The organism is Roseateles sp. SL47, from assembly GCF_026625885.1.
GTDB lineage: Bacteria > Pseudomonadota > Gammaproteobacteria > Burkholderiales > Burkholderiaceae_C > Roseateles.
Genome location: NZ_CP113068.1, coordinates 3,942,871 through 3,963,790 on the forward strand (window position 1 = coordinate 3,942,871; position 20,920 = coordinate 3,963,790).

Consider the following 20,920-nt stretch of genomic DNA (forward strand, 5'->3'; position numbering starts at 1 on the left):
GGCGGGGGGCTGACCGCGCGCCACCGGCAAGGCCTCCCAGTTGAGTCGCCAACTGCTGGGCTTTGGCCGTCAACAGGTGGGGCATGAGGCGGTGATTGATCTGCGGGAGCAATTGCCGGAGCTGATGGAGTTGGTGCTGGCGGCGGCTGACCGTCGTTATGAGGGCACGGTGCTGCTGGTGGCCAAGCCCTACGACACCGACCCACTGGCCGCACCACTGGCCGCACCACTGGCCGCAGCGATGGACATGGCCCAAAGCGCATTGCGTCCGGCCGGCCAGGTCGACACAGCCCCCAAGGGCAGCGCCCTCCCGGTCGGCAGGAGTTCCATCGCCGCTGCGGATGAAGCCGCTCAGGCCACTCGAGCCATGCCCGCCAGCAGCTTGTCCAGGGTGACCGGATATTCACGCACCCGCACGCCGGTGGCGTTGTAGATGGCGTTCGCCACCGCCGCGCCCACGCCGCAGATGCCCAACTCACCGACGCCCTTCGCCTTCATCGGTGACGAGATCGGATCGGTCTCATCCAGAAAGATCACCTCCTGATGCGGGATGTCGGCATGCACCGGCACCTCATACCCCGCCAAGTCATGGTTGACAAAAAAGCCGCGCTTCTCGTCCACCTGCAACTCTTCCATCAGGGCGGCGCCCACCCCCATGGTCATTGCACCGATCACCTGACTGCGAGCCGCTTTCGGATTCAGGATGCGGCCGGCCGCGCACACTGCCAGCATGCGCCGAACGCGGATTTCTCCGGTGAAGGCATGCACCGCCACCTCCACAAAATGGCCGCCGAAGGTGGACTGCTGGTATTTCTTGTCCAGGTCCCCGTATTCCATCTGGTCCTCGGCGACCAGACCTTCATGCCCGGCGGCCTCGGCCAGTGACACGGACCTGTCGCCGTCCCGCACGGCGCCCTCGGCAAACACGGCCTTCTGCGCATCCATGCCCTGCTTGCGCGCCACCCTCTCGCGCAGTTGCATGCAGGCGGCATACACACCGGCCGAGGAACTGTTGCCTCCCCATTGGCCGCCGGAACCGCAGGACACCGGCAGCTTGGAATCGCCCAGGCGCACCACCACCTTGTCCAAGTCCACGCCCATCATCTCCGCAGCGGTCTGCGCCAGGATGGTGTAGGTGCCGGTGCCGATGTCGGTCATGTCGGTTTCCACCGTCACGACGCCGCGCTGGTCCAGGCGCACCCGGGCGCCGGACTTCATCACCAGGTTGTTGCGGAAGGCAGCGGCGACACCCATGCCCACCCGCCAACGGCCGTCCCGCCGCTGCCCCGGGCGCATGCGCTGCTGCCAGCCAAAGCGCTCGGCACCAGTGCGCAGGCAGTCCACGAGGCGGCGCTGTGAGAAGGGCCGTTCCGGTTTCTCCGGGTCGACTTGCGTGTCGTTGAGGATGCGGAATTCCACCGGATCGATGTTGGCCTGCTCCGCCATTTCGTCGATGGCCACTTCCAGCGCCATCATCCCCGGCGCCTCACCCGGTGCACGCATCGCATTGCCTTCCGGCAGGTCCAGCACCGCCAGTTTCATGGCGGAGAAGCGATGAGCGCCGGCATACAGCAGCCGGGTTTGCGCCACGGCGGTTTCCGGCTGCCCATCGGGCTGATCGCCCGACCAGCTTTCATGGGCGATGGCCGTGATGCGGCCATCCTTGGCGGTCCCGATGCGGATGCGCTGGATGGTGGCGGGGCGATGGGTGGCGTTGTTCATGATCAATGGCCGTTGCAGGGCCACCTTGACCGGGCGGCCCACCGCCTTCGCGCCGAGCGCGGCCATCACCGCATCCGCACGCAGGAAGAGCTTGCCGCCAAAACCGCCGCCGATGAAGGGCGAGATCAGCCGAACCTTGTCCTTGGGCAGATTGAGCGTCCTGGCCAGATCGCTGCGGCCCCAGTCGATCATCTGGTTGGAGGTCCAGACCGTGAGCCTGTCACCTTCCCACAGGGCCAGGGTGGCATGCGGTTCCATCATGGCGTGGGATTGGTCGGGCGTGGTGTAGGTGTGGTCTATGCGCACCTCCGCCCTGGCGAAAGCCGCCTCGAAATCACCCACCCGGGTTTCCGGCGGCGTGCCCCCGGGGCCGTCGTCGGCCTTGGGCGGTTTGGCGCTGTCCATGGCCTTGGCCAGGCTGAAGGTGCCGGCCTCGGCCTGGTATTGCACCTTCACCAGTTCGGCGGCGGCGCGGGCCTGCTCAAAGCTTTCAGCCACCACCACGGCCACGGCCTGGTGGTAGTGGTCCACCCTGGGGCCGGCCAGCAGTTTGGCGGTGTTGAACTTGCCTTTGCCGAGCTTGCCGGCCGTGCTGGCGGTCACAACGGCCAGCACGCCAGGCGCGCTCTCGGCGGCTTTCACGTCCATGCTGCTGATGGTGCCTTTGGCGATGCCGGCTCCCATCACAACGCCATAGGCGGCATTGGGCGCCACATCATGGCGCTCATAGGCATAGGGCGCCGTGCCGGTGGTCTTGCGGGGGCCATCGATGCGGTCGGTGGCCTTGCCGACCACGCGGAGTTGATCAATGGGGTTCTGGGTGGCGGGGCGGTCGAACTTCATGCGCGTGTCCTTGCTTGCCGGGCTTCATCCAGGGCGGCGGCGATGGTTCGCTCCACCAGCGGGATCTTGAAAGCGTTGTCCGAGGTGGGGTGGGCATCGGCCAGCAGATGGCTGGCAATGGCCTGTGACCCTTCTGGCATGGCCGCATCGGCCGCGTCGAGCCGCCAGGGCTTGGGTGCAATGCCGCCCACGGCAACGCGGCCACGGCCATTGGCGGGCACGATGGCCGCGACCGACACCAGCGCAAAGGCGTAGGACGCACGGTCTCGCACCTTGTGATAGATGTGAACCCCTGGCACCGGCTTGGGCAGTGACACGGCGGTGATCAATTCACCGACGGTCAGGGTGGTCTCCACGTGCGGCGTGTCGCCTGGCAGGCGATGGAAGTCGGCGATCGGAATGCGGCGGGTCTGGCCATCCGGACGGACGGTTTCCACCACCGCATCCAGGGCGCGCATGGCCACGGCCATGTCGCCGGGATAGGTGGCGATGCAGGACTTGCTCACACCCACCACGCCCAGCTGGCGGCTGCGCCCCCCCTCCAGTGCGCCACAACCGCTGCCGGGCTGGCGCTTGTTGCAGGGCTGCTGGGTGTCATAGAAATAGGGGCAGCGGGTGCGCTGCAGCAGGTTGCCGGCCGTGGTGGCACGGTTGCGCAACTGGCCGGAGGCGCCGGCCAGCAGGGCACGGGAGAGCACGCCATAGTCGTTGCGTACTCGCGCATCGGCCGCCAGGTCACTGTTGCGCACCAGCGCGCCGATGCGCAGGCCGCCGTCCGCGCTGGCTTCGATGCGGTCCAGCGCCAGCCGGTTCACGTCGATGAGGTGGGGGGGTGTTTCCACCTGCAGCTTCATCAGGTCCAGCAGGTTGGTGCCGCCGGCAATGAAACGCGCGCCGGGTTGGCGTGCGGCGGCGGCGGCGGCCTGGGCCGGAGTGTCTGGCCGCTCCAGGGTGAAGGGCTTCATGCGGGCCTCCCGGCGACCTCGGTGATCGCGTCGATGATGTTGGAATAGGCGCCGCAGCGGCAGATGTTGCCGCTCATGCGCTCGCGCAGTTCCTCGGCCGAGAGCAGTGGGCGCACGGTCAGGTCGGGCGTGACATGGCTGGGCGTGCCGGCCTTCAGTTCGTCCAGCACCGCCGAGGCCGAGCAGATCTGGCCGGGCGTGCAATAGCCGCATTGGTAGGCGTCATGCTTGATGAAGGCTGCCTGCAACGGGTGCAGGTGCTCCGGTGTGCCCAGGCCCTCGATGGTGGTCACCTTGGCGCCGTCATGCAGCACGGCCAGCGTCAGGCAGGCATTGACGCGGCGGCCGTCCAGCAGCACCGTGCAGGCGCCGCATTGGCCGTGGTCACAGCCCTTCTTGGTGCCGGTGAGGTGCAGATGCTCGCGCAAGGCGTCCAGCAGCGAGGTGCGGTTGTCCAGTTCCAGTGTCTGGTTCTGGCCGTTGACCGTCAGGGTCACTTTGGAGGTGGCCATCAGGGTCTCCTGCGAGGCGGGGGACGAATGGGGTGGAAGCTGCGCCTGGGCGTTGGCGTTGGCGTTGGCATCGAGCGTCAGGCTGGTGCCAGCGGCGCAGGCGCTGCTGGCGATGAGCATGTGACGGCGGGTGAATCCGCCGGTGGCTTCGCTGACGCTGTCCGTCAGGGCCACCCAGGCGCCTTCTGCGCCGACGTCAGCGGCCTGGCCGTGGACCGGCAACGGGAATGGCGTGGGAGACGAGGTGGAGGTCGGGGTGGGGGAGGGGGCGCGCGAGGGCGAGAGCGAGAGCGAGAGAGAAGGTTTGGGGGCCGACGGGCACGACGGGGACGCTGCATCCATGCTGGGGTACTCCTGGCTGAGCCGATGTTGGCGCTGCCCGGAGGTGGCAAGGCATGTGCCCGCTCAGCGATGTTGCTGCAGCCACTCCTCCACCCGCAAGGCACGGGTGCCCACCGCGTCCACCGCCTGCTTGAGCAGTTGGTGGGAGACGCCAAAGCGGTCTCCCCAATATCGAAGCTCGTCGCGTTCGCTCAGGCTGACCCGGTGGTGGTCGGAGCCGTGGGTGTTGGTGGTGTCATCGGGCATGGCGCACGCCTCACCTTGGAACGGCATGGCCAGTCATGGCGGGTCATGGGTGGCCAGTGTCACGGCCTTTGGGCGGTGGCACCCCATTGGCATGGTTGTCCAGGCTGGCGCCCGGGTCTTCCTCGCCGGCGACCGATTCCTCGAAGGCATGGTCGGGCACAGCCGTGGGGCTGTGCGCCGGGATGGGAGCGGGCTTGGGGGCCGGGCCGGACGGGGGCGGCGAGGCGGCAATGGGGGAAGGTATGGGGGTCGGAGGGGTGGGTACGGAAGCGGAAGGGATGGTCATGGGCGTGGCCTTGGTCGTCAGTCTTGCGGGGCCGGCAAATGCAGTGCCCATGCTGCACGAGCAGCGCATCCTTGCGTCCCTGCGCCCCCGAACCACCAAGCCACCAAGCCACCGAACCGGCGGATCACCACCGCACCACCGGACCTTCTCAGCCCTCAGCCCTCAGCCCTCAGCCCGCAACTGGCTGTCCAGCTGCTGCAGCACGCGATAGCAGGGCAGCACCTGCGCCACGCTGGCATTGGGTTCACGTCCTTCCCGGATGGCCGCGACAAACTCCCGGTCCTGCAGCTCGATGCCGTTCATCGACACATCCACCGCACTCACGTCGATCTTTTCTTCCTTGCCATTGACCAGGTCGTCATAGCGCGCCACATAGGTGCCGGTGTCTCCGATGTAGCGGAAGAAAGTGCCCAGCGGTCCGTCGTTGTTGAAGGACAGCGACAAGGTGCATAACGCGCCATTGGCCGCCTTGAGCTGGATGCTCATGTCCATGGCAATGCCCAGCGACGGATGGATGGGTCCCTGCAGCGCATGGGCCTGCACGATGGGGCTGCCGCACTGGTAGGCAAACAGGTCCACCGTGTGCGCGGCGTGATGCCACAGCAGATGGTCGGTCCAGCTGCGGGGCTGGCCCAAGGCATTCATGTTGGTGCGCCGGAAGAAATAGGTCTGCACATCCATCTGCTGGATGTTGAACTCGCCGGCCCGGCTCTTGCGGTGGATCCATTGGTGGCTGGGATTGAACCGGCGGGTGTGGCCCACCATTGCCACCAGGCCGGTCTCGCGCTGCAGTTGTGCCACGGCTTCACCATCCGCGAGGCTGTCGCACAGCGGAATCTCCACCTGCACATGCTTGCCCGCCCGCAGACACGCGAGGGCCTGCGCAGCATGCATCTGGGTGGGCGTGCAAAGGATGACCGCATCCACGTCGGGCCGTTTCAGCACCTCGTCCAGCTCGGTCGCGGCATGCTCGATGCCGTACTGATTCGCCACGGCCTGAGTCTTTTCCAGGTCCCGGCTGACCAGCGCCACCACCCGCACACCGGGAATCCGCTTCAGCGCGTCCAGATGCTTCTGGCCAAATGCGCCGGCTCCGGCCAGCGCGATGTTCAAGGGTTTGCTCATGGGGTACTCCGTGTGTCTTCAAGAATCAGGTGGCCCACCGCCGTGTTGGACGCGGGCACGTGATAGAAACGGTGCAGGACGCGCGGTGCGGGCCCACCGGCCACATCCCCCATCGCGCCGCGCGCAATCAGCCACATCACCAGCTCGATGCCTTCGGAGCCGGCTTCGCGCACATAGTCCACATGCGGCATCTCGGACAGCCCGTGCGGGTCGGTGATCAGGCGGTCCATCCACGCGTTGTCCCAACTGCGATTGATCAGGCCGGCGCGCGGCCCCTGCAATTGGTGGCTCATGCCGCCGGTGCCCCAGATCTGCACATTGAGCGGCGCGTCAAAGCTCTCCACCGCGCGCCGGATGGCCTGGCCCAGCTGGAAGCAGCGCCGGCCGGAGGGCACGGGATACTGCACCACATTCACAGCCAGCGGAATGACCGGGCAGGGCCAGCGCCCCTCCACCGGGTCCTGCGGCCCGAACAGGAGCGACAAGGGCACGGTCAGGCCGTGGTCCACCGTCATGCGGTTGATCAGCGTGAGGTCAAAATCCTGCTGGATCACGCTCTGGGCGATATGGGCCGCCAGCTCACCGTGGCCCGGCACCATGGGCACCGGCCGCGGGCCCCAGCCTTCGTCGGCCGGCTCGTAGCTGTCGGCCGTGCCGATGGCGAAGGTGGGAATCACGTCCAGGCTGAAGGCATTCGCATGGTCGTTGTAGACCAGGAAGATCACGTCTGGACGCTGTGTGCGGATCCATTGGCGCGAGAACTCGTAGCCGGCAAACACCGGCTGCCAATAGGCCTCCTGGGTGCGCCCGGTGTCCATGGCCACGCCAATGGCGGGCACATGCGAGGTGTAGACCGATGCAGTGATGCGAGCCATCAGCGAGTGCCTCCGCGGCGGTGGGTCGGGTCAGCGCCTGGATCGGCGGCGGTGTTTGAGCCTGTGCTTGTGTCTCCGCCTGGCGCCGCTTCGTCCAGATCGCGGCCCCCTTCCGGCGACCGGCCACCCGCCAGCATCATGTCGCGATATGCCGCTTCCGTCATGCCGGTCATGCTGGCAGCCATCTGCTGATAGCTGCGGCCATCGGTGGCGCCGATCTTGGCCAGGAAGTAGATGTTGCCGCCCAGCCGAATGCACTCATTCAGATCACGGGCCAGCACGGCGGCCTTCTGGTCGGCGGTCATCGGCCATTCGTCGAGATAGGCCCGTTCGTCGGACTTGAACCGGGCGCGGTTGTCCGCCTTCATCAGCGACATGCAGAACTGATTGAGCCAATAGCCCTTGCGGGACTGCTCTGCATCGAAGATGGTGGTGCCCGGAATGTTGCGGTAGGGTTTGTCGAGCGGCATGGAGCCCTCCTGGATGTGCATCGGCGCACGGCAGCGTTGAGGCGCCGGATCAGCCCACCAACTCGGGCCAATACAGCCGCAGCGGGTTGTCCACCAGCAGGCGCTGCTGCAAGGCCTGGGTGGGCGCGATCTGGGGAATGAAGTCCACCAGCAGGCCGTCGTCGGGCATGTGGTCCTTCAGGTTGGGATGGGGCCAGTCGGTGCCCCACAGCACGCGGTCCGGAAACGCCTCCACCACGCGTCGGGCGAAGGGCACCACGTCCTGGTAGGCCTGCTGCTGGCCGTGGAGGGCCGGTGGGCCGCTGCTGGAGAGCCGCTCCGGGCAGGTGACCTTGCACCACACCTGTGGATGCTCCCGCATGAAGCGCAGGAACAAGCCGAATTCGGGACCGTCCGGGGATTGGGTGACATCGGGCCGGCCCATGTGGTCGACCACCACGGTGGTGGGGAGGGCACTGAAGAAGTCCCACAACTCCGGCAGGTCCGGCGCCTCGAAATAGATCACCACATGCCAGCCCAGGCGATGAATGCGCTGCGCAATCTCCATCAACTCGTCACGCGGGGTGAAGTCCACCAGCCGCTTGACGAAGTTGAAGCGAACGCCGCGCACACCCGCGTCGTGCAGGGCCTGCAGCTGTTCATCACTGATGCTGCGGCGCACGGTGGCCACGCCGCGGGCGCGGCCCTGTGAAGCTTGGCAGGCATCAAGCATGGCGCGGTTGTCGTCGCCATGGCAGGTGGCCTGCACGATGACGTTGCGGTGAAAGCCAAGATGGTCCCGCAGCGCAAAGAGTTGCGCCTTGCTCGCATCGCAGGGGGTGTATTTGCGTTCAGGCGCGTAGGGGAACGCCGCGCCGGGGCCGAAGACATGGCAGTGCGCGTCCACCGCGCCTTCAGGCAGTTGAAAGCGCGGGCGGGCGGGGCCCTGGTACCAGTCCAGCCAGCCAGCGGTCTTGGTGAAGCCGCCGGTGGTGGGCAGGGCGTCAGAGGGGGGCATGTGCGGTCTCCTTCAGGGGCACTTAGGGGGCGATCAAAACGGCGATCAGGGTCGATCAGGCGTGGCCAGGTGCGCCAGCAGCCGGTCGGCTTCGGTGCGCCAGTCGGGGCTGCGGGCAAAACCGCTGGTGGTCTTGTCGCCGAACACACCGTTGTCCGCCAGGTCGGCCATCCAGGCCTGGCGTTCGGCCGTTCCATTGGCGCTCCAGGGCACGAGGCCGGCTTCGGTCACGGTCATCGCCACCTCCCGGACCTCTTCACTGCGTCGGCGGCCATGCTGGATGACCCGCTGGAAGAAATACGCCGCCTGCTGCTCCCACTGGATGCCGGGGAAAGTCTCCTGCAGCGATGCGATCACTGCATCTTCCACCCCATAGTGGCGTGCTGCCGTCAGACTCTCGATGACCATCGCCTCCAGGCCCTTGATCATCACGCTGCGGCACATCTTGGTGGCACTGGCGACTCCCAGGCGCTCGTCATGCACCTTCGCGGCAAAGCCGAGCCGTTCCAGCATCGGCAACAGCGCTTGCGCCTGCGGCCCGCCCAGCAGCAGCGGCACGCGGATGCGGTAGGGCGGCACGCTGGTCATCACCGCACCTTCGACATACCGGCCGCCATGACCTTCCACCACCGCCGCAGCCTGTTGCTTGGCGCCAGGCGACGCGGAATTGAAATCCAGCACGAAGGTGCCGGATGCCAGACCGGCCGCACAAGCCCGAGCGGCATTCACCGTTTCACTGGCCGTAACCGCGCTGATGACCAGATCCCGTCCGGCAGCAGCTTCGGCGGCCGTGGCGCACAAGCGGACGCCGTGGGCGGTGGCATGCTGGCGCAACGGGTCGGCAGCCGTGCCCGGTGGGGTCAGCTTGAGGTCGTAGGCGGTGAGGTCATGGCCGCTGCCGCGCAGGTCCTCGGCCAGGATGCGGCCGACTTCCCCGTAACCGATGAGACCAATGCGCAGCGAGCCTGCGTGGGAAGGAGATGAAGCGGTGTCAGACATGGGCAGGGCAGGTGTGAACGACGAGGGGCGTGTCGCAAAGGCCCCATCGACGGGCGCAGGTCAGTCCAGCGCGATGTTGAAACGCTTGACGATGTCGGCGTATTTCGCCGACTCCGTCACCATGAAGTTGCCGAACTGCTCACGGGTGACCGGGAACAGGTCATAGCCGAAGGTGGCGTAGCGCTCCTTGATGTCCGGCTCGGCCAGGGCCGCTTCGATGTCCCGCTGGATCTTGTCGGCGACTGCCTTGGGCAGGTTCTTCGGGGCGGCAATCGTGGTCCATCCGGTGGCCTCGTAGCCCGCCGGTCCGCCGGATTCCGCCACGGTGGGCAGGTCCGGGAAGGCCGGGTGGCGACGGGGGGCGGTGACGGCAATGAAACGGATGCGGCCGGCGCGCTGCAGCGGACCGGCAGTGGCCATGGAGCCCAGCGCGAAGTTCAGCTCACCGTTGGCCACGGCGGTGTAGAGCATGGAGGTTTCTTTGTAGATCACATGCTGCATCTGCGTGTGGGTCATGGCCTCCAGCTGGGCCGACCCCAGATGCACCGGATTGCCGACCGACCACGACCCATAGTTCAGCGCGGCCGGCCGGGCCCTGGCATCCGCCACGAGGTCGCCGACGGTCTTGTATTTGCTGTTGGTGGGGACGCCCACAAAGAAATAGGTGCGGAACAGCGGCGTGATTGGCTCGAAGTCCTTCACCGGGTCATAGGGAAGCTTCTTGAACAGATGCTGGTAGACGACCAGATGCACGTTGTCCAGCTGGATCAGGTCGTGGCCGTCCTGGGCGCCGCGCTTAAAGGCGTCGATGGCGAGAAAGCCATTGGCCCCCGGCTTGTTCTCCACGATCACCGGTTTGCCCCACTTCTTCTGCAGCTTGTCGGCCACCATGCGCGCGACCGTCTCCGGACCGCCGCCGGCCGGGAAGGGCGTGATGATGCGCACCGGTCGGGTGGGCCAGTCAGTGGCGGTGGAGGCCGGCGTGGTGGCGGGTGCCGCAGGCGGTGGCGAGGAGGGTGATGAGGACTGCGCCACTGCGGGCGCGGCCCCCAGGGTCAGTCCGAATGAGGTCGCAGCGGCCGCAGCCGTCGCGAGCAGGGCAGCCCGGCGCTGCGGGTCTTGGGGAACGTTCATCGTGCTTGTCTCCGTCTGTTCTCGTCACGTTGAATGGGCGCCCGGACTGCTGATGGTGGCCCGTGGGTTCGATCGGCCTGCTGCTGTCGTCAGGCCTGATCGATGTAGCGCAGGCCTGCCTTGGCCAGCGGCTCGCGCATTTTGTACATATCCAGGCCGAGGACGCCTGCAGCCAACTGCTCGCGCTTGGCGCCTTCCAGCGCCTCGCGGGCGATGGCGGCCTCCAGCGTTTTCTCGGCCATGGCGGCTGGCACGTTCACCACACCGTCGTCATCCGCCACGATCACATCACCCGGGGTGACCAGCGCGCCGGCGCAGACCACCGGAATGTTGACCGAGCCGAGCGTGGCCTTGATGGTGCCCTTGGACGAAATGGCCTTGCTCCACACCGGAAAGCCCATCTCATTGAGCGTGCGGACATCCCGCACACCGGCATCGATGATCAGCGCACGGGCGCCGCGGGCCTTGAATGAGGTGGCCAGCAGGTCCCCAAAGTAGCCGTCGGTGCATTCGGCGGTGATGGCGGCCACCACCACATCACCCTCCTGAATCTGTTCGGCTGCCACATGCATCATCCAGTTGTCCCCGGGATGCAGCAGCACGGTCACTGCCGTGCCCGAGACGCTGACGCCGGACTGGATCGGGCGCATGTAGGGCTTGAGCAGGCCCACACGGCCCATGGCTTCGTGCACCGTGGCCGAGCCCAGACGGCCCAGACCGTCGGCAGCGGCGCGGTCGGCGCGGCGGATATTGCGATAAACGACACCCAGTTCGTACATGGCGGTTTCTTTCGTGTGCAGGGTCAAAGGCCTTTGGCCTTGAGGGCGGTGTCCAGCCGGCTGAACACACGGCGGGCGTTGCCTTCGTAGATCTGGAAACGCTCCTCGTCATTGAGGTGGGGCGTGGCCTCGATGTAGCGCTTGGTGTCGTCGTAGAAGTGGCCGGTGGTGGGGTCGATGCCGCGCACCGCACCGATCATCTCGGACGCGAACAGCACATTCTTCACCGGGATTACCCGGGCCAGCAGGTCAATGCCAGGCTGGTGATAGACGCAGGTGTCGAAAAAGATGTTGTTGAGCAGATGCTCGTCCAGCAGCGGCTTCTTGAGTTCCTGCGCCAGGCCGCGGAAGCGGCCCCAGTGGTAGGGCACCGCACCGCCGCCATGCGGAATCAGGAACTTCAGTGTGGGGAAGTCCTTGAACAGATCACCGGTCAGGCATTGCATGAAGGCGGTGGTGTCGGCGTTCAGGTAATGCGCGCCGGTGGTGTGGAAACAGGCATTACAACTGGTGGAGACATGAATCATCGCCGGAATGTCCCACTCCACCATCTTCTCGTAGATGGGATACCAATGGCGATCGGTCAGCGGCGGGCTGGTCCAATGGCCGCCGGACGGGTCGGGATTGAGGTTGATGCCAACAAAGCCATAGTCCTTGACGCAGCGCTCCAGTTCCGGAATGCAGGTGGCCGGGTCCACGCCCGGGCTCTGCGGCAGCATGGCGGCGCCAATGAAATGGTCCGGGAAGAGCTGGCTGACGCGGTAGCACAGCTCATTGCAGAGGGCCGCCCAGGTGGAGGAGGTCTGGAAGTCACCGATGTGGTGGGCCATGAAGCTGGCGCGCGGACTGAAGATGGTGAGGTCGCTGCCGCGTTCCTTCATCTTGGCCAACTGGTTGGTGATGATCGATTCGCGCAGTTCATCGTCGCTGATCGTCAGCTCCGACGGCTTGGGGGCAAGGCTCGGGTCCTTGAGACCGGCGATCTGGCGGTCCCGCCAGGCCCCCAGCGCCGCCGGGGCGGTGGTGTAGTGGCCGTGGACGTCGATGATCAATGGCTTGCGGTTGGACATCTTGGGTGTGGGTCTTGGCGACGTTGGGATGAAGGACGCTGCTGGGCGTGTCGTGTCGTGTCGTGGCGTGGGTGTGGGCGATGGCGTTGGATGTCAGAGCCGGCCTTCGGCCACCGGCGGGGTCATGCCATGCTGGCGCTTCAGGGCGTCATGGCGGGCCAGGGTGAAGAAGTCCAGCGCCAGCTGAGCGGCGGCGACATCGGTGCTGCTGGCGGCCACCGCGCCGACAAATCGGGTGATGATCTCCAGCCCCGTCGGCATGGCCCCCAACAGCGTGATGCCTGGTACCTGCTGCAGTTCGCTGAGCTGCTGGAAGCCGAGGGACACCTCCCCCTGTGCCACCAATCGGCCGACCGGCACGCCGGGCGGCGCCTGTCGGAGCCGGTCCCCCAGCACCTTGCGCAGGTCCCAGCGATCCAGCAGCTTCAGCAGCGCCGTGCCGCTGGGGCCGGTGGAGTAGCCGATGCCGCGGGCCGCCAGCAAGGCCTGGCGCAGCGCTTCGGGCGTGGAGACATCGGGCATGGCATCGCCGGCAGTGGCTGCGATCACCATCGGCGATTCCACCATCACCCGCCGGCTGGCGGCGTGCAGGTGGCCGGCGTCGGCCAGGCGCTGCATGGCGTCTTCCGCCAGCACGACCAGATCCAGCCGCTCCCCCTGGGCCACTCGCTGCGCGGCATCCACGCCGCCCACGGATTCAAAGCGCAGCTTCACACCGGTGTCCGCGCTGAAGGCGGTGGACAGGTCAGCCAGCACCTGGCGGGTGGCCATGGAGGAGATGCCAAGCAGAGGATCGGTCACGGCAACAGAAGGGGAAGCTGATCTGCGGTGGATTCTGGTCCGAGTCGACCCTTCAATCCAGTTCTAGCTCCCACTAGCTGATATTCCGGTTGGGCATGGCGTGCGATGATCCTGCCCATGAATCTCACCCAACTGGAAACTTTTGTCCATGTGGCCGAGCATGGCAGCTTTAGCAAGGCGGCGCTGGTGCTGGGCGTGGCCCAGCCGGCATTGAGCCGCCAGGTGCGGGCCTTGGAGACGGAGCTGCATGAGACCCTGCTGCTGCGCAATGGCCGCGGTGTTCAGCTCACCGAAGCCGGGCGGCGCCTGCTGCAGCATGGGCAGGACATTCTCAACCTGGTCAGCCATGCCAAGGAAGATCTGCGGGCGCAGCGCAGCGAGCCGGTGGGGCAGATCACCATTGCCATGCCCCCGACGCTGGCCCGGCTGCATACCCTGGCGCTGATCCGCGCCTTCCAGGCGGATATGCCGCAGGCCCGGCTGGCCATTACCGAGGGGTTTTCGGTCCATCTGACCGAATGGCTGCTGACCGGCCGCACGGACCTGGCCCTGGTCTACAACCCGGAGCCGGTGCCCGCCTTGGAAATCCTGCCGCTGCGCAAGGAACGGCTGTGCCTGGTCAGCCCCCGAGGCGAGGCACCGGCACGGCCGCCGACGCTCAAGCAACTGGCCCGCTATCCGCTGGTGATGCCCCAGCGGGGCCATGTGTTTCGCTCGCTGATGGAGAAGGCTGCTGCCATGGCGGGGGTGCAGTTGGAGGTGCGCTGGGAGGTGTCCAGCGTGCCGGCCATCCTGGATTGTGTGGCGGCCGGCATTGGGCACGCGGCACTGGGCGAAGATGCCCTGCGCATCGTGGAGCAGCCGGAACGCCTGGTGGTGACGCCCCTGGCCCGTGCGGACATCCAGAGTACGCTGTGCCTGGTCACTCCCACCAGCAAGCGGGCCACACCGCTGATGCAGCGGACGGCGGCTCTGCTGATGCGGCTGGTCGGGGAGGCGCCGGTGTCGGAATAGGGCGGTTGCCATGTGCGGGTCGGGGCCGTTGCGTAAGGCCCGGGCAGCCCAATTGCGTCGCGAGGTAAAGCTTCGGTAGCGCTGTGGCGCACATCCCTACAACCGTCCCCCGAAGGTGGGTAGGTGTCCCAGGCTTTTCGTTGACGCCCCGGATGCGCTTCAGGAAGATTCGCCCACCATGCCAGAGACTTCTCACACCTTCGGACCTTCCGGTCAGCAACGCCCCAGCCTGTGGCGGACGCTGCTCTGGTGGGTGCTGGCGGCGTTGGCCGCCTTTGTCTTGTTGGAGGCCGTGCCCGCACGGGCCGCCTCCACCTCGGCGGCAATGCTCCCATCGATGTCCGGCCCCACCCCCGTTGCATCAGGATCGGCCGTGGGCCCCGCAGCGGTGCCCCGCTTGACGGCGGGTCTCCCGCTTCCGGTGATCACGCCGATTGCAGATTGCTCGGCCTTGACCAGCACCTCGTTGGTGGAATTTGCAGGAGCCGGTCGCCGTGGGACCAAGGCCTTCAAGGCTACCAGTCAAGGGTTGCCGGCCAGCATCCAGTTCCGGGTCGAGCTGCCGCTGGGCCGCTGGACGCAGCCTTACCTGTAGATCGGATCAACGACGGCAGCTTCGGTGCCGATGCCGCCAAGCGCGAGGACTTTGCCCATCGTGCCGTGCATGTCACCGCCGTGGCGGCCCAGCGGCTGATTGAACGCTTCGACGGACGGCCCAAGCGCTTTGCATATTTCAGCGGCTACTGGGAGGGGGGGGCGTGAAGCCCTGGTGGCGGCGCAGCACACTAGGCGGAGATTACGCACACTGAAGTGCCTTGAAATTGTCGACGTAGAAGTCAAGGCTTTCAGTGACGACGTGGTCATAAAAGCCACCCAGCCGACTGTTCAGTTCATCAAGACCGAACTTGACCGCGCTCTGCTCAATGTGCCGGAAGTCCATGAAGCGGGCCCGTGCTTGGTTCTTCATTACGACACAGAAGTGATACCGGCAGTCTCTGGCTGAGAAGTCCTTCAGCAAGCCTTTCAGTAATTCTGTTCCCGCCTCAAACTTGCGCTGCATTTGTGCTTTGTCGATATCCGAGGTGCGCTGGTTTTTGAATTCGACAAAGTAGAGATCCTTGTGTCCCGCTTGGATGGCGTCTGGGGATGCGGGGATCGGGGCAGCGCTTTGGGCTCGTACGTAAGCGTCGAAGTCATAGACCTCTGCTGTAGCTTCATCACTGCAGAGATGCTGTCCGTTTGCGACATCCAAGCTGGTGGCTTTGAATGTCGAACTGTAAGGACCGAGCGCTTGCGCCAGGTGTTGCTTGAGGCTGTATTTATTCATCGCGCAAGTCCTCTGCATCCATTTTTCTGAAGACTTCAAAGGGCTCGGCAAGGATGCTGAAAATGTCACTCAGGCGGTCTTCATCGTCAATGCTTCGCCCTTGCGCCAGGGCGAAGCGTGACTCTGCATCGAGTCCTGCGCGATCCACATCGCGCTTGAGGGCTTCAATCAGGTAGGGGCTGTGCGACGACACCAGAACGTACACGCCGTTTTCTGCCAATGTCACCAACACCTTGGCAAGCCTGAGTTGCCATTTGGGATGCAGGTGATTCTCCGGCTCATCAAAAATGAGAACGGTGTTCTTTGCCACGAATTCGTTGGCCACCAGCATCTTGAGCAGTCCAAACACCTTGATGCCGCTGGCTGTGTTCTTGATGGAGATGGAGGTGCCGCGCCGATGAAACAAGAAGTCGCGCTCTGCTTTGTCGTACGCCACTTCACCGTCCATCAGCCGCTCCAAGTCTTCCAGCAGCTCGCTTGAATTCAGGGCGTTGCCTTCACTGAGCAGATCGGCAGGCAGCGCCGGTGTTCGGAGCTTGTCGAACAGATCTTTGGTGTGCAGTGTCGTGAATGGCTGCCCCAGGCGGCTGGAACGGCGCTGGCCCATGTCCAGCAGGGTTTGGCTTCGTGCCAGCACATCATGGTTGTTCAGGATGAGCGGCGAATCAATGAAGGTGGCATCTTTCAGTGGGACTGGCTCCACCTCGCCCGACAGGCGTACGCCGCTGTCTGTTACCCGAAGATCAAGAAGGGTCAGGCTGTTCTCCACCAGTTGGATTCGCCCTTCTGCCGCCCCTTGCAGCAGCAAGGAGGCGTCAAACTCCGATGCAAAGACCTTGTTGAGTGCGTTTTCAATGGATTGCTTGACGTCTTCAGGCTGATCCAGCGCAGTCTGAATGTCGTCGCGAAGCGCTAGAACGGCCTGCTGATCCTCCGGAGCGAAACTTCCCAGCGCGAAGATGCGTTGGATGTGGTCATCAATGGCGGCCAACTGCTCCTCGGCACTGATCCGGTGCTTTGTCAAAGAGCGTAAACGCCGCAACACATCCATCATTTCGGGGGTGGTGTGTGGCATGGCCTCGCGGAGGCGGAAGTAGATCTCGTCTGTCTTCTCCTCAACCCTGAATTCCCTGGACTCTTGCAAGTCTTCCCGATAGCGGTTGATGGCCTTGACGATGCAAAAAACAATCTTGCCGACGGTGCTCTTTCCGTTGTCGTTTTCACCAGCAATGACGCATAGCTTGCGCAGCGAAAGTTCGGCATGCTGGAGCATGCCGATGTTGTCGAGGATGAGCTTCATGATGTGCGTCCTTCTGGAATCGATGCTTCTTCAGGTGCCTCGCGGCGCAGTGGTCGGCCCGGGACCTTGATTGTCAGAGATTGACCTGGCAGTGCCACGCGATCTGGTAAGAACTCGGAGGCCATCTCAGTGGAGGCGGTGAACTTCTTGGGTTGCGGGGCCGTCATCATGCGGTCCCTCTTGAGCGACGCCCATGTTTCCGGGATACCCCGGTGCCGAGGTGGTGGTCTCAACGCCGTACAAAGCGAGGGGGTCTTTCAGCCAGAGTCGGTAGTGTGTCCCCCGCAGGCTGGGCTGACTGGATGCCAAAGCGCTGCGTCAAGCCCGGGCGCCGAAGCTCCCCGAGGAAGCGCCATCGGAGCCCGATGTGTTTGAGTCGGTCCCGCTGGGATGCGGCAAGTTCAGCCGTCGGATCAGCTTTCATCGCGGCTGCAGCCAAGGTCAAAAGTTGCGGGCATTTTATCCGTACGACCTCATGAGGAAATAAAGATGCGCAGAGGGTGACCCAATGGCAGTTCGATAGGTCACTTGCCCAGGCCGCCCGTACGCGAGGGGGCGCGGGGGCGCGGTCATCACCCTCAAATCCGCTGCGCCCCCGTCAAATGATGGGCTGCCCGATGCAGATGCGCCAGAAAGTGCCGCACGCTTGGTTTCAGCGCCGAATCGGCGCGCGCCAGCGCGCCAATCGTCAGGCGAAGCGGCCCTTCCGCCACCCGCACCACCTCCACGTGTTGCATGGCAAACGGGTGCGCGGCAATCTGCTGCGGCATCAGACCCACGCAGTTGCCGCTGGCGATGATCGACAGCAGGCCCAGCGTTGAATTCACCAGCGCACCCGCCGGCGGCGGCTTGAGCCCGTGGTTTTCAAACAGCGTGCGGGCATAACCCGCATCGGATGTGGCGCCGGTGTACACCCAGGGCACATCATTCAGTTCCACCAGAGTCTTGGCACGCCGTAACGGATTGCCTTTGCCCACCACGATCATCATGTCCACCGGCATCAGCGGCTCCACCGTGAATTCGCCGGAGGGCAGGTGCTCGGGCAGGGGGCCGAGGGCGATGTCCACTTCACCCTTGCGCAAGCGGGTGAGCTGCGCCATGTAGAGCTCTTCGATGATGCGCAGCTGAATCTCCGGGAACTCCGCGCCAAACGTGCGCAGCGCCTCCGGCACCAGCAGCATCACCGCCAGGGGCACCGCACCGATGGCCAGCGTGCCGGTCATGCGGCCGCCCAGTTGCTGGATCTGATCCACCGCATGGGCCAGTTCCCGGTCCGCTGCAATGGCGCGCTCATACAACACCATGCCTTGCGCCGTGGCCAGCACACCGGTGGTGCTGCGCAGCAGCAAGGTGGTGGCCAGTTCGCGCTCCAGTTCGCGAATCATCTTGGTTAATGCCGGCTGCGACACGCCAATTCGACGCGCGGCTCCGCGCAGGCTGCCTTCTTCCACCGAGGCGACCAGCGCCCTGAGATTCGTCAGTTTCATGGTGAACCATGATAACCAAGCGTTATCGCCCCGCAGGGCCTGCCATCTGACGAGAGCGGAGTCCGATTTCTAGACTGCCCCTCCAACCAACCTTCAGCACCATGGCAGTCATCATCGGCGGCATTGCCGCTTCCCATACCCCCACCATCGGCTTTGCCTTCGACCGCGACAAGCGCCATGACCCGACCTGGGCACCGATCTTCGAAGCGTTTGACCCGGTGCGTGAATGGCTGGACCAGCAAAAGCCGGACGTGCTGCTGTTCATCTACAACGACCACGTCACCTCCTTCTTCTTCGACCACTATTCCGCCTTCACCCTGGGCGTGGGCGAGCAATGGGAGGTGGCGGATGAAGGCGCAGGCGCGCGCGACCTGCCCCCCGTGAAGGGCCATCCGGCCTTTGCCGCCCATGTGGGCCAGAGCCTGATGGCCGATGAATTCGACATGTCCTTCTTCCAGCATCGTGCGCTGGATCACGGCTGCTTTTCACCGCTGTCCATGCTGGTGGATCACCAACCGTCCCAAGCGGGAGCGGAGCAGGGCGGCTGGCCGGTGAAGATGGTGCCGCTGCAGATCGGTGTGCTGCAGTTCCCGATTCCCACCGCACGGCGCTGCTACAAGCTGGGGCAGGCCTTGCGGCGCGCCATTGAGAGTTATCCGGAAGATCTGCGTGTGGCGATTGTGGCCACCGGGGGGCTGTCGCATCAGGTGCATGGCGAGCGGGCCGGCTTCAACAACACCGATTGGGATCATCGCTTCCTGGACCTGCTGGAGAAGGACCCTGAGCACCTGGCCGACATGACCCATGCGCAATACGCGCAATTGGGCGGGCTGGAAGGCGCAGAGGTGATCATGTGGCTGGTGATGCGTGGCGCGTTGTCGGCCCGTGTGGATTGCCGCCACCGCAGCTACTACCTGCCGTCCATGACCGGTATCGCCACGGCCATCTTCGAGAACCAGGCGGGGGAACCCTCAGCAGGTGAACGTGCGCGACGGGCCGAGCGCATTGGCACGCAGCTCGCCGGCATTGAGCAGTTGGCTGGCACCTATCCGTTCACGCTGGCCCTCAGCGTCAAGGCCTACCGCATCAATCACTTCCTGCATGACCTGGTGCTCCCTGAACGCCGGGCGGCTTTCCTGCACGATCCGGACGCCGAATTCCAGCGTGCTGGACTCACCCAGGCCGAGCAGGACCTGGTCCGCCGCCGCGACTGGCGCGGCCTCATCCACTACGGTGTCATCTTTTTCATGCTGGAGAAGCTGGGCGCCGTGGTCGGCGTCTCCAACCTGCACATCTACGCCGCCATGCGCGGCGAAACGCTGGAGCAGTTCCAGGCCACCCGCAACACCAAGGCCCTCTATTCGGTGGCCGGCAAGGATGCGGGCAGCCTGGACTGGGCCGCGCCCCAGAAAGAGCCTTCCTGAAGGCCAGGCCGGAGGGCACGACGAGGTCCCCGGCCGACGATTCCATTCCACCCCAAGAGGAGACACATGAAGACCCCCAATCAACAAGGACTGCGGGCCGGCACTGCCCTGGCAGCGGCCTGCGCGAGCCTGTGCATGGCCAGTGGTGGCGCCGAGGCGCAAAGCGTCACCATCTATGGACTGATCGATGCGTCCGTGGAGCACCTCAGCGATGTCGGCGCCAGCCGCAGCGGGCTGACCCGCGTGCCGGGCCTCACCGGTTCATTGCCGTCGCGCCTGGGGCTGCGCGGCAGTGAGGACCTGGGCGGCGGCCTGAAGGCCGTGTTCGTGCTGGAGCAGGGCATCGGCGTGGACAGCGGCACGCTGAACCAGGGCGGCCGAGTCTGGGGCCGGCAGGCCTACGTGGGCCTGAGCGGTGACTTCGGCACGGTGGCCCTGGGCCGCCAGTATTCGATGCTGTATTGGTCCCAACTGGATGCGGACCTGCTGGGCCCGGCCATGTTCGGCTCCGGCTCGCTGGATAGCTACCTGCCCAATTCCCGCGTGGACAACGCCATGGCCTGGCGCGGCACCTTCAGCGGCTGGACGCTGGGCGCCACCTTCAGCCCGGGACGCGACTCGGTGAATGCCGGCCCGACGCCTGCGGGCACCAACTGCCCCGGCGAAAGCGCCACCGATTCCAAAGCCTGCCGCCAGTGGTCTGCCATGGTGAAGTACGACACCGCCAACTGGGGTGCGGTGGCCGCCGTGGATGCGATCCGCGGGGGCACTGGCGCCTTTGCCGGGCTCACCAGCAGTGCACTGACAGACCGCCGCGCCACGGTGGCCGGCTGGGCCAGGTGGGACAACTGGAAAGTGGGCGGCGGGCTGATCAACCGCCGCAACGAGGGCAGCACCACCACACCCAAGAGCAAGCTCTGGTACGTTGGGGCCGGCTATACGGTGAACCCGCAAATCCTGCTGGAGGCGGAACTGTTCAAGCTGGACTACAAGAACAGCGCAAACCAGGCGACGCTGCTCGCGGTGCGGGCCACCTACACGCTCTCCAAGCGCACTGCGCTTTACGCCACCGCTGGCCGCATCGACAACGACGGCACGCTGGCCCTGAGCGTGAGCAATGCGGCTTCTGGCGGCACACCGCCGGCAGGCGGCTCGCAGAACGGCATTGCAACCGGCATCAAGCACAGCTTCTGATGGGCGCT

General features: G+C 65.3%; 22 protein-coding genes. 5 read left to right on the forward strand and 17 right to left on the reverse strand.

Annotated features, from left to right (window positions below; all coding sequences use genetic code 11):
• The first annotated feature begins 40 nt into the window (after window positions 1-40).
• Entirely contained in the window at window positions 41-433 is a 393-nt protein-coding gene (locus OU995_RS17405) for a hypothetical protein (RefSeq protein WP_267831271.1), read from the forward strand.
• Here the strand turns inward: OU995_RS17405 and paoC are convergent.
• The 14 genes from paoC to OU995_RS17475 form a co-directional block, all read right to left on the reverse strand.
• Window positions 352-2,565, reverse strand: a complete 2,214-nt coding sequence (paoC, locus tag OU995_RS17410) for an aldehyde oxidoreductase molybdenum-binding subunit PaoC (protein WP_267831272.1) — start codon at window positions 2,563-2,565, stop codon at window positions 352-354. The two genes, OU995_RS17405 and paoC, sit on opposite strands and share 82 nt — an antisense overlap.
• Window positions 2,562-3,530: an FAD binding domain-containing protein gene (locus tag OU995_RS17415; protein WP_267831273.1), complete on the reverse strand. Its 969-nt coding sequence runs from the start codon at window positions 3,528-3,530 to the stop codon at window positions 2,562-2,564. The genes paoC and OU995_RS17415 overlap by 4 nt, the downstream gene beginning before the upstream one ends.
• Window positions 3,527-4,162: an aldehyde dehydrogenase iron-sulfur subunit PaoA gene (gene paoA / locus OU995_RS17420; RefSeq protein WP_267836290.1), complete on the reverse strand. Its 636-nt coding sequence runs from the start codon at window positions 4,160-4,162 to the stop codon at window positions 3,527-3,529. Before paoA ends, OU995_RS17415 begins: the two co-directional genes overlap by 4 nt.
• 285 nt (window positions 4,163-4,447) lie before the next feature.
• Window positions 4,448-4,630, reverse strand: a complete 183-nt coding sequence (locus OU995_RS17425) for a DUF3606 domain-containing protein (RefSeq protein ID WP_267831274.1) — start codon at window positions 4,628-4,630, stop codon at window positions 4,448-4,450.
• A 43-nt stretch (window positions 4,631-4,673) separates the two neighbouring features.
• On the reverse strand, window positions 4,674-4,916 hold the full coding sequence (locus tag OU995_RS17430) for a hypothetical protein (RefSeq protein ID WP_267831275.1): 243 nt from the start codon (window positions 4,914-4,916) through the stop codon (window positions 4,674-4,676).
• Window positions 4,917-5,078: 162 nt separating this feature from the next.
• The gene (locus OU995_RS17435) at window positions 5,079-6,041 is read right to left on the reverse strand and encodes a Gfo/Idh/MocA family oxidoreductase (RefSeq protein ID WP_267831276.1); all 963 of its coding nucleotides are present in this window, start codon (window positions 6,039-6,041) and stop codon (window positions 5,079-5,081) included.
• Window positions 6,038-6,916: a class III extradiol dioxygenase subunit beta gene (locus tag OU995_RS17440; protein ID WP_267831277.1), complete on the reverse strand. Its 879-nt coding sequence runs from the start codon at window positions 6,914-6,916 to the stop codon at window positions 6,038-6,040. Before OU995_RS17440 ends, OU995_RS17435 begins: the two co-directional genes overlap by 4 nt.
• The gene (ligA, locus tag OU995_RS17445) at window positions 6,916-7,386 is read right to left on the reverse strand and encodes a protocatechuate 4,5-dioxygenase subunit alpha (protein ID WP_267831278.1); all 471 of its coding nucleotides are present in this window, start codon (window positions 7,384-7,386) and stop codon (window positions 6,916-6,918) included. The genes OU995_RS17440 and ligA overlap by 1 nt, the downstream gene beginning before the upstream one ends.
• 49 nt (window positions 7,387-7,435) lie before the next feature.
• Window positions 7,436-8,383, reverse strand: a complete 948-nt coding sequence (locus OU995_RS17450) for an amidohydrolase family protein (protein WP_267831279.1) — start codon at window positions 8,381-8,383, stop codon at window positions 7,436-7,438.
• A 45-nt stretch (window positions 8,384-8,428) separates the two neighbouring features.
• Window positions 8,429-9,382: an NAD(P)-dependent oxidoreductase gene (locus tag OU995_RS17455; RefSeq protein WP_267831280.1), complete on the reverse strand. Its 954-nt coding sequence runs from the start codon at window positions 9,380-9,382 to the stop codon at window positions 8,429-8,431.
• A gap of 60 nt (window positions 9,383-9,442) precedes the next feature.
• On the reverse strand, window positions 9,443-10,516 hold the full coding sequence (locus OU995_RS17460; RefSeq protein WP_267831281.1) for a Bug family tripartite tricarboxylate transporter substrate binding protein: 1,074 nt from the start codon (window positions 10,514-10,516) through the stop codon (window positions 9,443-9,445).
• An 89-nt stretch (window positions 10,517-10,605) separates the two neighbouring features.
• A complete protein-coding gene (gene ligK, locus OU995_RS17465; RefSeq protein ID WP_267831282.1) occupies window positions 10,606-11,295 on the reverse strand; it encodes a 4-carboxy-4-hydroxy-2-oxoadipate aldolase/oxaloacetate decarboxylase in 690 nt (229 codons plus the stop codon).
• A gap of 23 nt (window positions 11,296-11,318) precedes the next feature.
• A complete protein-coding gene (locus OU995_RS17470) occupies window positions 11,319-12,347 on the reverse strand; it encodes an amidohydrolase family protein (protein WP_267836291.1) in 1,029 nt (342 codons plus the stop codon).
• A gap of 111 nt (window positions 12,348-12,458) precedes the next feature.
• Window positions 12,459-13,166 carry a substrate-binding domain-containing protein gene (locus tag OU995_RS17475; protein ID WP_267831283.1) on the reverse strand — a complete coding sequence of 236 codons (708 nt, stop codon included), beginning with the start codon at window positions 13,164-13,166 and terminating at the stop codon, window positions 12,459-12,461.
• A gap of 117 nt (window positions 13,167-13,283) precedes the next feature.
• Here OU995_RS17475 and OU995_RS17480 point away from each other — a divergent pair, with 117 nt between their 5' ends.
• Together OU995_RS17480 and OU995_RS17485 are read left to right on the forward strand one after the other, a co-directional pair.
• Window positions 13,284-14,180: a LysR family transcriptional regulator gene (locus OU995_RS17480; RefSeq protein WP_267831284.1), complete on the forward strand. Its 897-nt coding sequence runs from the start codon at window positions 13,284-13,286 to the stop codon at window positions 14,178-14,180.
• A gap of 178 nt (window positions 14,181-14,358) precedes the next feature.
• Window positions 14,359-14,775: a hypothetical protein gene (locus tag OU995_RS17485; RefSeq protein WP_267831285.1), complete on the forward strand. Its 417-nt coding sequence runs from the start codon at window positions 14,359-14,361 to the stop codon at window positions 14,773-14,775.
• A gap of 201 nt (window positions 14,776-14,976) precedes the next feature.
• Here the strand turns inward: OU995_RS17485 and OU995_RS17490 are convergent, their stop codons facing one another.
• The 3 genes from OU995_RS17490 to OU995_RS17500 all read right to left on the reverse strand — a co-directional run bounded on the left by OU995_RS17490 (window position 14,977) and on the right by OU995_RS17500 (window position 18,294).
• Window positions 14,977-15,507, reverse strand: coding sequence for a hypothetical protein (locus tag OU995_RS17490; RefSeq protein WP_267831286.1), 531 nt, complete (start codon window positions 15,505-15,507; stop codon window positions 14,977-14,979).
• Window positions 15,500-16,807, reverse strand: coding sequence for an AAA family ATPase (locus tag OU995_RS17495; protein ID WP_267831287.1), 1,308 nt, complete (start codon window positions 16,805-16,807; stop codon window positions 15,500-15,502). The genes OU995_RS17490 and OU995_RS17495 overlap by 8 nt, the downstream gene beginning before the upstream one ends.
• A gap of 578 nt (window positions 16,808-17,385) precedes the next feature.
• Window positions 17,386-18,294, reverse strand: a complete 909-nt coding sequence (locus OU995_RS17500; RefSeq protein ID WP_267831288.1) for a LysR family transcriptional regulator — start codon at window positions 18,292-18,294, stop codon at window positions 17,386-17,388.
• Between the two features lie 101 nt (window positions 18,295-18,395).
• Here OU995_RS17500 and OU995_RS17505 point away from each other — a divergent pair, with 101 nt between their 5' ends.
• Together OU995_RS17505 and OU995_RS17510 are read left to right on the forward strand one after the other, a co-directional pair.
• Window positions 18,396-19,718, forward strand: coding sequence for a gallate dioxygenase (locus OU995_RS17505; RefSeq protein ID WP_267831289.1), 1,323 nt, complete (start codon window positions 18,396-18,398; stop codon window positions 19,716-19,718).
• Window positions 19,719-19,784: 66 nt separating this feature from the next.
• Window positions 19,785-20,912 (forward strand): porin, encoded by a 1,128-nt coding sequence (locus OU995_RS17510; protein ID WP_267831290.1) that lies wholly within the window; start codon window positions 19,785-19,787, stop codon window positions 20,910-20,912.
• Window positions 20,913-20,920: the final 8 nt, after the last annotated feature.

Excerpts from the sequence above, each read along its gene's own strand:
- paoC (WP_267831272.1), bottom strand. The coding sequence starts at position 2,565 with ATGAAGTTCGACCGCCCCGCCACCCAGAACCCCATTGATCAACTCCGC.
- OU995_RS17415 (WP_267831273.1), bottom strand. The coding sequence starts at position 3,530 with ATGAAGCCCTTCACCCTGGAGCGGCCAGACACTCCGGCCCAGGCCGCC.
- paoA (WP_267836290.1), bottom strand. The coding sequence starts at position 4,162 with ATGCTCATCGCCAGCAGCGCCTGCGCCGCTGGCACCAGCCTGACGCTC.
- OU995_RS17425 (WP_267831274.1), bottom strand. The coding sequence starts at position 4,630 with ATGCCCGATGACACCACCAACACCCACGGCTCCGACCACCACCGGGTC.
- OU995_RS17430 (WP_267831275.1), bottom strand. The coding sequence starts at position 4,916 with ATGACCATCCCTTCCGCTTCCGTACCCACCCCTCCGACCCCCATACCT.
- OU995_RS17435 (WP_267831276.1), bottom strand. The coding sequence starts at position 6,041 with ATGAGCAAACCCTTGAACATCGCGCTGGCCGGAGCCGGCGCATTTGGC.
- OU995_RS17440 (WP_267831277.1), bottom strand. The coding sequence starts at position 6,916 with ATGGCTCGCATCACTGCATCGGTCTACACCTCGCATGTGCCCGCCATT.
- ligA (WP_267831278.1), bottom strand. The coding sequence starts at position 7,386 with ATGCCGCTCGACAAACCCTACCGCAACATTCCGGGCACCACCATCTTC.
- OU995_RS17450 (WP_267831279.1), bottom strand. The coding sequence starts at position 8,383 with ATGCCCCCCTCTGACGCCCTGCCCACCACCGGCGGCTTCACCAAGACC.
- OU995_RS17455 (WP_267831280.1), bottom strand. The coding sequence starts at position 9,382 with ATGTCTGACACCGCTTCATCTCCTTCCCACGCAGGCTCGCTGCGCATT.
- OU995_RS17460 (WP_267831281.1), bottom strand. The coding sequence starts at position 10,516 with ATGAACGTTCCCCAAGACCCGCAGCGCCGGGCTGCCCTGCTCGCGACG.
- ligK (WP_267831282.1), bottom strand. The coding sequence starts at position 11,295 with ATGTACGAACTGGGTGTCGTTTATCGCAATATCCGCCGCGCCGACCGC.
- OU995_RS17480 (WP_267831284.1), top strand. The coding sequence starts at position 13,284 with ATGAATCTCACCCAACTGGAAACTTTTGTCCATGTGGCCGAGCATGGC.
- OU995_RS17485 (WP_267831285.1), top strand. The coding sequence starts at position 14,359 with ATGCCAGAGACTTCTCACACCTTCGGACCTTCCGGTCAGCAACGCCCC.
- OU995_RS17490 (WP_267831286.1), bottom strand. The coding sequence starts at position 15,507 with ATGAATAAATACAGCCTCAAGCAACACCTGGCGCAAGCGCTCGGTCCT.
- OU995_RS17495 (WP_267831287.1), bottom strand. The coding sequence starts at position 16,807 with ATGAAGCTCATCCTCGACAACATCGGCATGCTCCAGCATGCCGAACTT.
- OU995_RS17500 (WP_267831288.1), bottom strand. The coding sequence starts at position 18,294 with ATGAAACTGACGAATCTCAGGGCGCTGGTCGCCTCGGTGGAAGAAGGC.
- OU995_RS17505 (WP_267831289.1), top strand. The coding sequence starts at position 18,396 with ATGGCAGTCATCATCGGCGGCATTGCCGCTTCCCATACCCCCACCATC.
- OU995_RS17510 (WP_267831290.1), top strand. The coding sequence starts at position 19,785 with ATGAAGACCCCCAATCAACAAGGACTGCGGGCCGGCACTGCCCTGGCA.